The following is a 14,237-nucleotide window of genomic DNA, read 5'->3' as shown; positions in this document are numbered from 1 at the left end:
AGCGTCAGACCATGAGCGCCCGGTCCGTGGGGCGGATCGGGGCGGGCAGGGCGCTGGCCCCGGCCAGGTAGCGGTCCACGCCGCGCGCCGCGGAGCGGCCCTCGGCGATGGCCCAGACGATCAGCGACTGGCCGCGACCCGCGTCACCGGCGACGAAGACGCCGTCCACGTTGGTGGCGAAGTCGGCGTCGCGCGCGACGTTGCCGCGCTCGTCCAGCTCCAGGCCGAACTGCTCGACCAGGCCGTTCTCCCGGTCGGTGCCGGTGAAGCCCATGGCCAGGGTGACCAGCTGGGCCGGGATCTTCCGCTCGGTGCCCGGCTTCTGCTCCAGCTTGCCGTCCTTGAACTCCACCTCGATCAGGTGCAGCCACTGGACGTTGCCGTCCTCGTCGCCCTCGAAGTGGGTGGTGGAGACGGAGTAGACCCGCTCGCCGCCCTCCTCGTGCGCCGAGGTGACCTTGTAGAGCATCGGGAAGGTGGGCCAGGGCTGGCCCGACGCGCGCTCCTCGCCCGGCTTGGGCATGATCTCCAGCTGGGTGACGGAGGCGGCGCCCTGCCGGTGGGCGGTGCCGACGCAGTCGGCGCCGGTGTCACCGCCGCCGATCACGACGACGTGCTTGCCCTCGGCCGTGATGGGGGGCGTGGTGAGGTCGCCCTCCTGCACCTTGTTGGCGAGCGGCAGGTACTCCATCGCGTAGTGGATGCCGTTCAGCTCGCGGCCCGGGGCGGGCAGGTCGCGGGAGGTGGTGGCACCGGCCGCGATGACGACCGCGTCGTACCGCTTGCGCAGCTTGGCGGCGTCGATGTCGCGCCCGATCTCGGTCTCGGTGCGGAACTTGGTTCCCTCCGCGCGCATCTGCTCGATGCGGCGGTTGATGTGGCGCTTCTCCATCTTGAACTCGGGGATGCCGTAGCGCAGCAGCCCGCCGATGCGGTCGGCCCGCTCGTAGACGGCGACCGTGTGTCCGGCGCGGGTCAGCTGCTGGGCGGCGGCGAGCCCGGCCGGGCCCGAGCCGATGACGGCGACGGTCTTGCCGCTGAGCCGCTCGGGCGGCTGCGGGGTGACGTCACCCGAGTCCCACGCCTTGTCGATGATGGTGACCTCGACGTTCTTGATGGTCACCGCGGGCTGGTTGATGCCGAGGACACACGCGGACTCGCACGGGGCGGGGCACAGCCGCCCGGTGAACTCCGGGAAGTTGTTGGTCGCGTGCAGCCGCTCGCTGGCCTCGCGCCAGTCCTCGCGGTAGGCGTAGTCGTTCCACTCGGGGATGAGGTTCCCGAGCGGACAGCCGTTGTGGCAGAACGGGATGCCGCAGTCCATGCACCGGCTGGCCTGCTTGCTGATGATCGGCAGCAGGGAGCCGGGGACGTAGACCTCGTTCCAGTCCTTGACCCGCTCGTCCACCGGACGGGTCTTGGCCACCTCACGGTCGGTGGTCAGGAAGCCCTTGGGGTCAGCCATTGGTCGCCGCCTCCATCATCTTCTCGTGGGTCGCGGACTCGGAGAGTCCGGCTCGCTCGGCGGCGTCCTTGGCGGCGAGCACGGCCTGGTACGTAGCGGGGATGATCTTGCTGAAGCGGGCGAGCGCGCAGTCCCAGTCGGCGAGCAGCGCGGCCGCGACGGTGGAACCGGTCTCCTCCTGGTGGCGGCGCACGGCGTCGTGCAGCGCCTGCTTGTCGGTGTCGTCCAGCTCACCGACGGCGTCGAGGAGAGCGCCGTTGACGTTGTCCCGGTCGAGGTCGATGACGTACGCGATGCCACCGGACATCCCGGCCGCGAAGTTGCGCCCGGTCGGGCCGAGGACGATGGCCTGGCCGCCGGTCATGTACTCGCAGCCGTGGTCGCCCACGCCCTCGGAGACCACGGTCGCGCCCGAGTTGCGGACGCAGAACCGCTCGCCGACCTTGCCGCGCAGATACATCTCGCCGCCGGTCGCACCGTACGCGAGGGTGTTGCCCGCGATGGTCGAGTACTCGGCGAGGTGGTCGGCGCCCCGGTCCGGGCGGACGATGACGCGGCCGCCGGACAGGCCCTTGCCGACGTAGTCGTTGGCGTCGCCCTCCAGCCGCAGCGTGACGCCGCGGGGCGAGAAGGCGCCGAAGGACTGACCGGCCGAGCCGGTGAAGGTGATGTCGATCGTGTCGTCCGGCAGGCCCGCGCCGCCGAACTTCCGGGTCACCTCGTGGCCGAGCATGGTGCCGACGGTCCGGTTGATGTTACGGATCGCGACCTGGGCCCGGACCGGCTGGGCGGCCTCGGCGGACTCCGCGTTCAGCGCGTCCGCCGCGAGCTTGATCAGCTCGTTGTCCAGGGCCTTCGCCAGACCGTGGTCCTGCTCGACCACCTGGTGGCGGACGGCGCCTTCCGGCAGCTCGGGGACGTACAGCAGCGGGCCGAGGTCCAGGCCGCGGGCCTTCCAGTGCTGCACGGCCTGGCTGGTGTCCAGCAGCTCGGCGTGGCCGATGGCCTCGTCCAGCGTGCGGAAGCCCAGCTCGGCGAGGAGTTCGCGGACCTCCTCGGCGATGAACTGGAAGAAGTTGACCACGAACTCGGCCTGGCCGCTGTAGCGCTCGCGCAGCACCGGGTTCTGGGTGGCGATGCCGACCGGGCAGGTGTCCAGGTGGCAGACGCGCATCATCACGCAGCCGGAGACGACCAGCGGCGCGGTCGCGAAGCCGAACTCCTCGGCGCCGAGCAGCGCGGCGATCACCACGTCGCGGCCGGTCTTCAGCTGGCCGTCGGTCTGCACGACGATGCGGTCGCGCAATCCGTTGAGCAGCAGCGTCTGCTGGGTCTCGGCGAGACCCAGCTCCCAGGGGCCGCCCGCGTGCTTGAGCGAGGTGAGCGGCGAGGCGCCGGTGCCGCCGTCGTGGCCGGAGATCAGCACCACGTCGGCGTGCGCCTTGGAGACGCCCGCGGCGACGGTGCCGACGCCGACCTCGGAGACCAGCTTGACGTGAATGCGCGCCTTGGGGTTGGCGTTCTTCAGGTCGTGGATCAGCTGGGCGAGGTCTTCGATGGAGTAGATGTCGTGGTGCGGCGGCGGGGAGATCAGGCCGACGCCGGGCGTCGAGTGCCGGGTCTTGGCCACCCACGGGTACACCTTGTGGCCGGGCAGCTGGCCGCCCTCGCCGGGCTTGGCGCCCTGCGCCATCTTGATCTGGATGTCATCGGAGTTGACCAGGTATTCGCTGGTCACGCCGAAGCGGCCGGAGGCGACCTGCTTGATGGAGGAGCGCCGCGCCGGGTCGTGCAGCCGGTCGGAGTCCTCACCGCCCTCACCGGTGTTGGACTTGCCGCCCAGCTGGTTCATGGCGATGGCCAGGGTCTCGTGCGCCTCCTGCGAGATGGAGCCGTACGACATGGCGCCGGTCGAGAACCGCTTGACGATCTCGCTGACCGGCTCGACCTCCTCGATCGGGATCGAGGACCGCTCGCCGTCCTTGAAGTTGAACAGGCCGCGCAGCGTCATCAGCCGCTCGGACTGCTCGTTCACCCGCTCGGTGTACTTCTTGAAGATGTCGTAGCGGCGCGCGCGGGTGGAGTGCTGGAGCCGGAAGACCGTCTCCGGGTCGAACAGGTGCGGCTCGCCCTCGCGGCGCCACTGGTACTCGCCGCCGATGTCCAGCGCGCGGTGCGCGGACGGGATGCCGCTGGCCGGGTACGCCTTGGCGTGCCGGGCGGCGACCTCCTTGGCGACGATGTCCAGGCCCGCGCCGCCGATCTTGGTGGTGGTGCCGTGGAAGTAGGTCTCCACGAAGGACTCGTCCAGACCGACGGCCTCGAAGACCTGGGCACCGCGGTAGGAGGCCACGGTGGAGATGCCCATCTTGGACATCACCTTCAGGACGCCCTTGCCGAGCGCCTTGATCAGGTTCTTGATCGCGGTCTCGGCCTCCATCCCGGGGAGGAACGTACCGGCCCGGACCAGGTCCTCGACCGACTCCATCGCCAGGTACGGGTTGACGGCCGCGGCGCCGTAGCCGATCAGCAGCGCGACATGGTGCACCTCGCGCACATCGCCCGCCTCGACCAGCAGCCCCACCTGGGTGCGCTGCTTGGTGCGGATGAGGTGGTGGTGGACGGCGGAGGTGAGCAGCAGCGAGGGGATCGGCGCGTGCTCGGCGTCCGAGTGCCGGTCGGAGAGCACGATCAGGTGGGCGCCGTCCTCGATGGCGGCGTCGGCCTCGGCGCAGATCTCGGCCAGCCGCGCGGCGAGCGCGTCGCCGCCGCCGCTGACCCGGTAGAGACCGGACAGGTTGGCGGCCTGGAGCCCCGGCATGTCGCCGTCGGCGTTGATGTGGATGAGCTTGGCCAGCTCATCGTTGTCGATCACCGGGAAGGGCAGGGTGACGCTGCGACAGGAGGCCGCGGTCGGCTCCAGCAGATTGCCCTGCGGGCCCAGCGAGGAGATCAGCGAGGTGACCAGCTCCTCGCGGATCGCGTCCAGCGGCGGGTTGGTGACCTGCGCGAACAGCTGGGTGAAGTAGTCGAACAGCAGCCGCGGCCGGTCGGAGAGCGCGGCGATCGGCGAGTCGGTGCCCATCGAGCCGATCGGCTCGGCACCGGCCTTGGCCATCGGCGCGAGCAGGACCCGCAGCTCCTCCTCGGTGTAGCCGAAGGTCTGCTGGCGGCGGGTGACCGAGGCGTGGGTGTGCACGATGTGCTCGCGCTCGGGCAGGTCGGCCAGGTCGATCAGCCCGGCCTCCAGCCACTCGCCGTACGGCTGCTCGGCGGCCAGCTCGGCCTTGATCTCGTCGTCCTCGATGATCCGGTGCTCGGCGGTGTCCACCAGGAACATCCGGCCCGGCTGGAGACGGCCCTTGCGGACCACCTTGGCCGGGTCGATGTCCAGGACACCGACCTCGGAGGACAGCACGACCAGCCCGTCGTCGGTGACCCAGTAGCGCCCCGGGCGCAGACCGTTGCGGTCCAGCACGGCGCCGACCTGGGTGCCGTCGGTGAAGGTGACACAGGCCGGGCCGTCCCAGGGCTCCATCATCGTGGAGTGGTACTGGTAGAAGGCGCGCCGGGACGCGTCCATCGAGGGGTGGTTCTCCCACGCCTCGGGGACCATCATCAGCACCGAGTGCGGCAGCGAGCGGCCGCCGAGGTGCAGCAGCTCCAGGACCTCGTCGAAGGTCGCGGAGTCGGAGGCGTCCGGGGTGCAGAGCGGGAAGATCCGGTCCAGGCCCTTGTCCCCGAAGAGGTCGCTGACCAGCTGGGATTCGCGTGCCCGCATCCAGTTCCGGTTACCCTGGACGGTGTTGATCTCACCGTTGTGGGCGACGAAGCGGTACGGGTGGGCCAGCGGCCAGCTCGGGAAGGTGTTCGTGGAGAACCGGGAGTGGACCAGCGCGATCGCCGTGGCGAAACGGCGGTCGGACAGATCCGGGAAGAACGGCTCCAGCTGACCGGTGGTCAGCATGCCCTTGTACACCACGGTGCGCGAAGAGAGGGACGGGAAGTACACGTCCGCCTCGCGCTCGGCGCGCTTGCGCAGCGCGAACGCCTTGCGGTCCAGCGCCAGCCCGCTGCTGCTCCCGTCCGCGACGAAGAGCTGGCGGAAGGCGGGCATGGTGGTGCGCGCGCCGTTGCCCAGCAGCTGGGGCGCGACCGGCACCTCGCGCCAGCCGAGGACGGTCAGCTCTTCCTCGGCGGCGATCCGCTCGATGTGCTCCGCGGCCGCGTCGTCCCCTTCCTCGGGGAGGAACGCGATACCCACCGCATACGACCCGGCCTCGGGAAGATCGAAGTCGGTCACGTCCCGCAGGAAGGCGTCCGGGACCTGTACGAGGATGCCCGCGCCGTCGCCCGAGTCGGGCTCCGAACCGGTGGCGCCTCGGTGCTCCAGGTTCCGTAGCACGGTGAGAGCCTGCTCAACGAGCTGGTGGCTGGCCTCGCCGGTGAGGGTCGCCACGAAACCGACGCCACAGGCGTCGTGCTCATTGCGCGGGTCGTACATCCCCTGGCGGGCGGGGTGGGATGCGGAACGCATCGGCTCTCCCGTCGTCGTCATGGCATTTTGCGTGTGCCGAGGGACGACGTTGGCCCTCCGCGAGAATTTCGTGCAGGTTACATGATGGGCCGGTTCTCGGGAAGTGGATATTCCGTTTCACCATGCGGACACCCCTGCACGGGGTGAGTCGGGCGATGAGGGACTTAGCGACCTCCGTCGCCCCGGCGCGAGACGGGCCACACTGCCCGAGCGCTACGGCTTTATGCCCGCCGGTTAAGCGATCGAAACCGCCGAGTAACAGCGTAGTTATGCGGTTACTCGTATGGAGGGCGGCGGAGAGGCGTAGGAGAGGTCAGCCTACGGCCGTACCGAAGAGGGCGCCCAGGGCGTAGGTCACACCCGCCGCAGCCCCGCCCAGCGCCAGCTGCCGCAGCCCGCTGAACCACCAGGGCTGAGCGGTCACCCGGGCCACCACCGCACCGCAGGCGAACAGCCCGAGCAGCGCCAGCAGCACCGCGGGCCACAGCGCCACCGCGCCCAGCAGATACGGCAGCACCGGCAGCAGCGCGCCGAGCGCGAACGAGCCGAACGACGACACCGCGGCGACCAGCGGCGACGGCAGATCGTCCGGGTCGATGCCCAGCTCCTCGCGGGCGTGTATCTCCAGCGCCTGTTCCGGGTCCTTCGACAGCTGCGCGGCCACCTCGCGGGCCAGCTTCGGCTTCACGCCGCGCGACTCGTACAGCGCCGCCAGCTCCGCCATCTCGTCCGCCGGATGCTTGCGCAGCTCACGCCGCTCGACCTCCAGCTCGGCCTCGACCAGCTCGCGCTGGGAGGCGACGGAGGTGTACTCACCGGCCGCCATCGAGAACGCACCGGCGGCGAGCCCCGCCAGCCCGGTGATCACGATGGTCTGCCGGTCCACGGCCCCGCCCGCGACGCCGGACATCAGCGCCAGGTTGGAGACCAGCCCGTCCATGGCCCCGAAGACGGCCGGGCGCAGCCAGCCGCCGTTCACATCGCGGTGGGTGTGGTTGTCGCGGTGCGCGATGTGCGGTGAGGCGATGGTGTCGATGACGGACATGTAGCTACGTGCTCCCTTCGCGGGCGCGGACCTGTCGCCCGCCCCCAATGACTCGAAGGTAGCCACGCGATCCCCTGTCCCGCCAGCAAGGAAGGCCGAACTTACCCTTCTGACCTGCACAAACGCGAAGAGGCCGCCGAAACTCGATGGTTCCGGCGGCCTCTCCCACGCACATCAGGACATACGTCAGGGCTTCTTGGTCGCCTCCGGCTCGGCCGAAGCCTTCGCCTCGGCCTTCGCCGTGTCCTCGCCCTCGCTGGCGTCGTCGCTGCCGTCCTCGTCCTCGGCGTCCTCGGCGGCCTCGGCCGCCTCAGCCGCCGGGCCGTCCTCCACCGCCAGGGGCTCGACGACCTCTTCCCGGCCGGGAGCCTTCTTCGCGGAGATCACCAGGTACGCCACCGCGCCCAGGAAGACCACGATCGACGTCCAGTCGTTGAGCCGCAGGCCCAGGATGTGGTGGGCGTCGTCCACCCGCAGGTACTCGATCCAGAAGCGGCCGACGGTGTACGAGGCCACATAGAGGGCAAACGCCCGGCCATGGCCCAGCTTGAAGCGGCGGTCCGCCCAGATCACCAGCAGCGCCACACCGACGCACCACAGCGACTCGTAGAGGAACGTCGGGTGGTACGTACCGGCCACGCGCCCGGTGTCGGGGTCGGCGTCGATCTTCAGGCCCCACGGCAGCGTGGTCGCCTTGCCGTACAGCTCCTGGTTGAACCAGTTGCCCCAGCGGCCGATGGCCTGGGCCAGGGCGATCCCGGGGGCGATGGCGTCCGCGTACGCCGGGAGCGGGATCCCCCGGCGGCGGCAGCCGATCCAGGCACCCAGCGCGCCCAGCGCCACGGCTCCCCAGATCCCCAGGCCGCCCTGCCAGATCTTGAAGGCGTCGACCCAGTTCTGGCCGTCCGTGAAGTACAGCTGGTAGTCGGTGATGACGTGGTAGAGCCGCCCTCCCACCAGGCCGAAGGGCACCGCCCACACGGCGATGTCGGCAACGGTGCCGACCTGGCCGCCGCGGGCGACCCAGCGCCGCCCACCGAGCCAGACGGCAGCGAAGACGCCGATGATGATGCAGAACGCGTAGCCGCGGAGCGGGATCGGACCGAGGTAGATCACGCCGGACGACGGGCTGGGAATGTAAGCGAGTTCCATGACAGGGTCGACGCTACCGTGCCGGGCGGCGGATGCGGCAACTGCCCGGCACAACGTGTGGATAACGGGTATCAGCCTCTCCCCGCCGCCGCGACCAGACGCTTCAGCTTGTTGTTCGACAGCGGGGTGTCCGGACCGTAAATCGACTTCCCGTCGAGCAGCACGGTCGGGGTCGAGGTGAAACCGGAGCGGTTGAAGTCGGCGTGCGTCTTCCTGACCCACCCGTCGTGACGGCCGTCCTCGACGCACGTGCGGAACGCCGCCGTGTTCAGCCCGGGGACCTTGTCGGCCAGCCCGATCAGCCTGGCGTTCTTCGCGTACGCGTCCTTGGTCTCCACCGGCTGGTTGCGGAACAGCACGTCGTGGTACGCCCGGAACTTCCCCGCGTCCTGGGCGCACGCGGCCGCGTTCGCCGCGCGCACCGAGCCGGTGCCGCCCAGGTTGCCGTCGATGATGGCGACGAGGTGGTACTCGACCCGCAGCCTGCCACGCTCCTCCAGCTGGTTCACGGTCCGGTGGAAGACGTCCTCGAACTGCTTGCAGCCGGGGCAGCGGAAGTCCTCGTACACGGTCAGTGTGGCCGGGGCGCCGCGCTTACCGGCCGGGATGACCAGATCGCCCTTCCCCGTCGCGCCGCGCGGCGGCTCGACGGAGCTGCCCGACTTGCCCGAGTCCTGGTTCGCCTTGGTCGCGAACACGCCCACACCACCGGCGACCGCGAGAACGGCGACCACCGCGCCGACCATGCCCAGCGTCCGCTTCCGCTTGCCGCGCGCCCTGTCCTTCTCGCGCTCTTCCCGCAGTCGCTCCCGGGCGCTGCGCTTTCCCTCACGGTTTTTCTGGCTCACGCCCTCGCCTAACGAGGCGGAGGGGCACCGCTCAGCCCCTCCGCCCCGTATTCCCTCTAACGAGCGACGCGCACGCCCTCCGCCAGCTCACCCGCGAGCTGGCGCACGCCCTCCAGACCGGCCTCCGGGGTCTCGGCGTCCAGCAGCCGCTTCACGAAGGCCGACCCGACGATGACCCCGTCCGCGAACTGGGCGACCTCGGCCGCCTGCGCGGCGTTCGACACCCCGAGCCCCACGCACACCGGGAGCGCGGTGGTCGCACGGGTGCGCGTGACCAGCTCGCGCGCCTCCTGTCCAACCGATTCCCTCGTTCCGGTGACGCCCATCAGCGACGCGGCGTAGACGAAACCGCTGCCGACCGCCGTGATCTTGGCCAGCCGCTCGTCCCGGCTGCTCGGCGCGACCACGAAGACCGTGGCCAGCCCGTGCTGCTCGGCGGCCTTCCGCCACACCTCGGACTCCTCGACCGGCAGGTCCGGCAGGATGCACCCGGCGCCCCCGGCCGCGGCCAGCTCCGCGGCGAACCGCTCGACGCCGTACCGGTCGACGGGGTTCCAGTAGGTCATGCACAGGATCGGCGCACCCGTCGCCGCGTGCACCTCCCCCACCGTCCGGATCACATCGCGGATGCGGACCCCGCCCCGCAGGGCGATGTCGTCCGCGGTCTGGATCACCGGCCCGTCCAGCACCGGGTCGCTGTGCGGCAGCCCGACCTCGACGACGTCACAGCCGCCCTCGATCATGGCCGTCATCGCGGCCACGCCGCCGTCCACGGACGGGAATCCGGCGGGCAGGTACCCGACGAGCGCCGAGCGCCCCTCGTCCTTGGCCTTGGCCAGTACGGACCCCAGCAGCTCCAGATTTCCGGCCATCACTTGGCTCCCTCGTCGTAGAGCCCGAAGTACCGAGCCGCCGTGTCCATGTCCTTGTCGCCGCGCCCGGACAGATTCACCACGATCAATCCGTCGGTGCCCAGCTCCCGCCCGAGGTCCAGCGCCCCGGCCAGCGCGTGCGCGCTCTCGATCGCCGGGATGATCCCCTCGGTCTGCGACAGCAGCCGCAGCGCCCGCATCGCCTCGTCGTCCGTGACGGCCCGGTACTCGGCCCGCCCAGTGTCCTTGAGGTACGCGTGCTCCGGCCCGACCCCGGGGTAGTCGAGACCGGCCGAGATCGAGTACGGCTCGGTGATCTGGCCTTCGTCGTCCTGCAGCACGTACGAGCGTGACCCGTGCAGGATCCCGGGCTCCCCCTCGCTCAACGTGGCCGCGTGCTCACCGGACTCCACCCCGCGCCCGGCGGGCTCGAACCCCACGATCCGCACATCCTGATCCCCCAGGAACGCGTGGAACAGGCCGATCGCGTTGGACCCGCCGCCCACGCACGCCGCGACCGCGTCCGGCAGCCGCCCGGTCCGCTCCAGGATCTGCCGCCGCGCCTCCACGCCGATCACCCGGTGGAAGTCCCGTACGAGCGCCGGGAACGGATGCGGCCCGGCCACGGTGCCGAACAGATAGTGCGTACGGTCCACATTGGCGACCCAGTCGCGGAACGCCTCGTTGATGGCGTCCTTCAAGGTGCGGCTGCCCGACTTCACGGCGATGACCTCGGCGCCCAGCATCCGCATCCGCGCCACGTTGAGCGCCTGCCGCTCGGTGTCGATCTCGCCCATGTAGATCGTGCACTCAAGGCCGAACAGCGCGCACGCGGTCGCCGTGGCGACGCCGTGCTGGCCCGCGCCGGTCTCGGCGATGACCCGGGTCTTGCCCATCCGCTTGGTGAGCAGGGCCTGCCCGAGCACGTTGTTGATCTTGTGGGACCCCGTGTGGTTGAGGTCCTCCCGCTTCAGGAAGATCCGCGCGCCCCCGGCGTGCTCCGCGAACCGCGGAACCTCGGTCAGGGCGCTGGGCCGCCCGGTGTAGTTGACCAGCAGATCTTCCAGCTCGGCCGCGAAGGCCGGATCGTCCTTGGCCTTGGCGTACTCCGCGGCGACCTCATCGACCGCGGCGACGAGCGCCTCGGGGATGAACTTGCCGCCGAACGCACCGAAATACCCCTCGATGCTGGGGACCTGACCCTCGGGGTCGGGAATGAAGAAGTCAGAGGACATGAAAGCACTCCGCGAAAGTCTTGATGAACGGAACGACCACCGGACGGATGGCCGCCGACGAGACAGGAGGGGACGGGGTCGCAGGGGTGGGGTCCTGGACACCACGTGTATTTGTGGCGCCGTGGACTTCCGGCTCACTCCGCGCTTCCGGGTGGCGGCGCCGTAAATAGACGGTCCAGGGCCTCGCCCCGGAGGCCACGGCCCCGCACCCGGAAAACGCGTCAGCGCACCCACACACCACGGTCAGCGCACGGCACAACGCACGCTCACCGTATGGAGCGCACCCCGCGACAACCCGCCACGCTCAACGCCATCGGCGCCCGTTGACCTGACCCGGCTCGCATCCGATGTGGTAGCGCACGCGACGCCCGCGCACCCGCCGTGCGGGTGCGCGGCATCCCCGGGGGCGGCACCCCCGCGCCAGGCGCGCGCTCACGTCCATGGTCCGCTCAGTCCCGCCCGTGCCGCAGCGCCGGATGCGCACCGGCGGCCACCAGATCGGCGACCGCGCCCTTCGGGTCGCGCCCCGTCACCAGGGACTCCCCGACCAGCACCGCGTCCGCGCCGTCGTTCGCGTAGGCGATCAGGTCGTGCGGCCCGCGCACACCCGATTCCGCGATCTTGACAATGTGGTCCGGGATCTCCGGCGCGACCCGCGCGAAGTTCCCCCGGTCCACCTCAAGGGTCTTCAGGTTCCGCGCGTTGACGCCGATCAGCCGCGCCCCGGCGGCCACGGCCCGCTCGACCTCTTCCTCGTCGTGCACCTCGACCAGCGGGGTCAGCCCGATCGACTCGGCCCGCTCGATCAGCGAGACCAGCGCCTCCTGCGGCAGCGCGGCCACGATCAGCAGCACCACGTCGGCGCCGTAGGCCCGCGCCTCCCACAGCTGGTAGGAGGTGACGATGAAGTCCTTGCGCAGCACCGGGATGTCGACCTTGGCCCGGACGGCCTCCAGGTCGGCCAGCGAGCCGCCGAAGCGCCGCTGCTCGGTGAGGACGCTGATGAGGGACGCGCCGCCCGCCTCGTAGTCGGCGGCGAGCGCGGCCGGGTCGGCGATCGCGGCGAGCGCGCCCTTGGACGGGCTGGACCGCTTGACCTCGCAGATCACCTTGACGCTGTCGCCCTTGAGCGCCGCCACGCCGTCCTTCGCCGGCCGGGCCTTGGCCGCCCGCTCCTTGAGCTCGTCGAGGGTGACGCGCGCCTGCCGCTCCGCGAGGTCGGCACGGACACCGTCGATGATCTCGTCGAGCACACTCACGCGAGCGGCCCCCTTCCGGGACGGGGATGGAGCTTCTGGTCGAATGCGATGGTAGCTGTCAAAGCACCGAGGTCTTGCATCCGGTTGACGTCGCGTCCCACCACGTGGTCGAACGCCATGTCTCGCACAACAATGATCAGGGAGTCAGTAGTCCCCCGAAGGGGAAATTCCGGACGACGGTGAAGACGAGAACGGCACCCCCGATCACCCAGCCGTGCCACGCGTGCCACGTCCGGCATCCGGTTCCCCGCCGTACGAGCCACGGCCGCCCGAGCGCGCGGGCACACCACACCACCCACCCCACACAGAACACGCCGCCGCACACCACCACCAGCGCGTTGTCCCCCAGGGCGCGCAGCAGCTCGCCGTGCGCCACCGCGTGGGCGCTGCGCAGCCCGCCGCAGCCGGGGCAGTACAGCCCGGTCAGCCGGAACAGCGGGCAGACCGGGTAGTGGCCGGGCTGATGGGGATCGACGGCACCGACGTACCCGAAGGCGGCGGCGACGCCGATGAGCGCGCCCAGGGGAGCGAGGAGCCGACGTGCCGCGGAAGACGCCGCAGGTGACAGGACCACATCGCCGAGTCTCCCCGGGAAACCACGAAGGCGCGGCTCAGGACCGTGCCCGAAGACCCGGATGGGTCATCGGCACCGGCCCCGCGCCGCGCCTCACCGGCTCACTCCTGAGTCTGGACCTGCTTCTCGCCCACCATCCGCAGCGGCTTCGCCTTCGGGGCGCCGAGCCCGGCCGCGCGCATGGCCGCCGTGACGACACCGCCGAGGAGAGCGATCACGATGCCCGCCCAGAAGCCGAGCGGGTTCGCCAGCACGGTGAACGCACCGGCGACGCAGAAGCCGATGAAGGCGATGGTGACACCGGTCCAGGCGGCCGGGGTGTGCCCGTGGGCGTTGGACATGAATTCTCCTCGTAGCTCTACACAGCGCCTGGCCGGGCGCGTGGGGCGAAGCTCCCACGCCATTGTCCCCGATGCCGGAAGCGCCCTTTCGCGGGGGTGCCTACGAGGTGACCGTCGGGTCCTCGCCCCGGTCCAGGGCCTTCCACAGCTCGTCGGGGCGGTCCGGGTCGGACGTCGCGGGGGTGCGGCGCCCGGCGCCCCGGCCCTCGGCCCCGGCCCGCTCGTAGCGCCCGGACATGGCGGGCCAGTAGCGCCCGTACGCCAGCGCGAGCAGGCCCGCGCACAGCAGCAGCACACCACCCGCGAGGGCGACCCAGGGCCAGGGCGTGTACGACACGTCGTGGATGGAGCTGCCCGCCACGCCGGTCACCTTGGACGCCTTCTCCTTGAGCGCCGCCTTGTCGGAGGCCCCGAGCGCGGCGCTGACGGCGATGCCCGTACCGCTGAGGGCGAGCAGCAGGGAGACGACGACGCGGCCGGCGCGGCGTACGGCGAAGACGGCCACGAGCGCGGCGAGGCCGACGACGGCGAGGGCACCGGGCAGCCCGGTGATGTCGTCGCCGTTGGCGCTCTGCGGCAGGGAGCCCTGGGCGACGCTGGCCGTGCCCTCGGCCCACTTGCGGCTGGTGGCGAGCAGGACGAGCGCCGCGCCGAGCGCACCGCACAGCAGCGCGACGGCGAGGCTGCCGCGGGCCGCTCGGCGGCCGCGCGGAGCGGTGACGGCGGGGGCGGAGGGCTCGTTCTCGGCCCGGGGCGGGGGTACGGCTGCTGCACTCACGCCTACCACTATCCCCCACGCCGAACCTGCCCTGACCGGGGGCTCCGCCCCCGGACCCCCGCCGGGCTCCGCCCCGGACCCCGCTCCTCAAACGCCGGAGGGGCTGAGTGGTGGGGCATCACCGTCCCGGG

12 protein-coding genes are annotated in these 14,237 nt (G+C 71.0%); all 12 read right to left on the bottom strand.

The genetic code is table 11. The features are described from left to right. Positions 1-4: 4 nt before the first annotated feature. Positions 5-1,465, bottom strand: coding sequence for a glutamate synthase subunit beta (locus ACWC5C_RS02375; protein ID WP_450872880.1), 1,461 nt, complete (start codon positions 1,463-1,465; stop codon positions 5-7). Then, a complete protein-coding gene (gene gltB / locus ACWC5C_RS02370; RefSeq protein WP_450872878.1) occupies positions 1,458-6,002 on the bottom strand; it encodes a glutamate synthase large subunit in 4,545 nt (1,514 codons plus the stop codon). Before gltB ends, ACWC5C_RS02375 begins: the two co-directional genes overlap by 8 nt. Positions 6,003-6,315: 313 nt before the next feature. Next, positions 6,316-7,047 (bottom strand): VIT1/CCC1 transporter family protein, encoded by a 732-nt coding sequence (locus ACWC5C_RS02365; protein ID WP_450872876.1) that lies wholly within the window; start codon positions 7,045-7,047, stop codon positions 6,316-6,318. Positions 7,048-7,233: 186 nt separating this feature from the next. Further along, complete coding sequence (gene lgt, locus ACWC5C_RS02360) at positions 7,234-8,199, bottom strand: prolipoprotein diacylglyceryl transferase (RefSeq protein ID WP_450872875.1); 966 nt, start codon at positions 8,197-8,199, stop codon at positions 7,234-7,236. Positions 8,200-8,270: 71 nt separating this feature from the next. Continuing rightward, on the bottom strand, positions 8,271-9,047 hold the full coding sequence (locus ACWC5C_RS02355; RefSeq protein ID WP_450872874.1) for a DsbA family protein: 777 nt from the start codon (positions 9,045-9,047) through the stop codon (positions 8,271-8,273). 56 nt (positions 9,048-9,103) lie between these two features. Further along, on the bottom strand, positions 9,104-9,919 hold the full coding sequence (gene trpA / locus ACWC5C_RS02350) for a tryptophan synthase subunit alpha (RefSeq protein ID WP_450872873.1): 816 nt from the start codon (positions 9,917-9,919) through the stop codon (positions 9,104-9,106). Further along, complete coding sequence (trpB, locus tag ACWC5C_RS02345; RefSeq protein WP_450872871.1) at positions 9,919-11,154, bottom strand: tryptophan synthase subunit beta; 1,236 nt, start codon at positions 11,152-11,154, stop codon at positions 9,919-9,921. The genes trpA and trpB overlap by 1 nt, the downstream gene beginning before the upstream one ends. 304 nt (positions 11,155-11,458) lie before the next feature. Further along, positions 11,459-11,596, bottom strand: coding sequence for a tryptophan biosynthesis modulator TrpM (gene trpM, locus ACWC5C_RS02340; RefSeq protein WP_385447467.1), 138 nt, complete (start codon positions 11,594-11,596; stop codon positions 11,459-11,461). 7 nt (positions 11,597-11,603) lie between these two features. Next, entirely contained in the window at positions 11,604-12,413 is an 810-nt protein-coding gene (gene trpC, locus ACWC5C_RS02335) for an indole-3-glycerol phosphate synthase TrpC (protein WP_385447465.1), read from the bottom strand. 136 nt (positions 12,414-12,549) lie between these two features. Beyond that, positions 12,550-12,987 (bottom strand): DUF2752 domain-containing protein, encoded by a 438-nt coding sequence (locus ACWC5C_RS02330; RefSeq protein ID WP_450872869.1) that lies wholly within the window; start codon positions 12,985-12,987, stop codon positions 12,550-12,552. A gap of 101 nt (positions 12,988-13,088) precedes the next feature. Continuing rightward, on the bottom strand, positions 13,089-13,328 hold the full coding sequence (locus ACWC5C_RS02325) for an HGxxPAAW family protein (protein ID WP_385447462.1): 240 nt from the start codon (positions 13,326-13,328) through the stop codon (positions 13,089-13,091). A gap of 100 nt (positions 13,329-13,428) precedes the next feature. Then, complete coding sequence (locus ACWC5C_RS02320; protein WP_450872867.1) at positions 13,429-14,106, bottom strand: TIGR02234 family membrane protein; 678 nt, start codon at positions 14,104-14,106, stop codon at positions 13,429-13,431. Between the last annotated feature and the right edge of the window lie 131 nt (positions 14,107-14,237).

This window comes from Streptomyces sp. NPDC001700 (assembly GCF_053596435.1).
The sequence above is the reverse complement of the archived record's forward strand: the minus strand, read 5'-3'. Positions and strand labels throughout refer to the sequence as shown.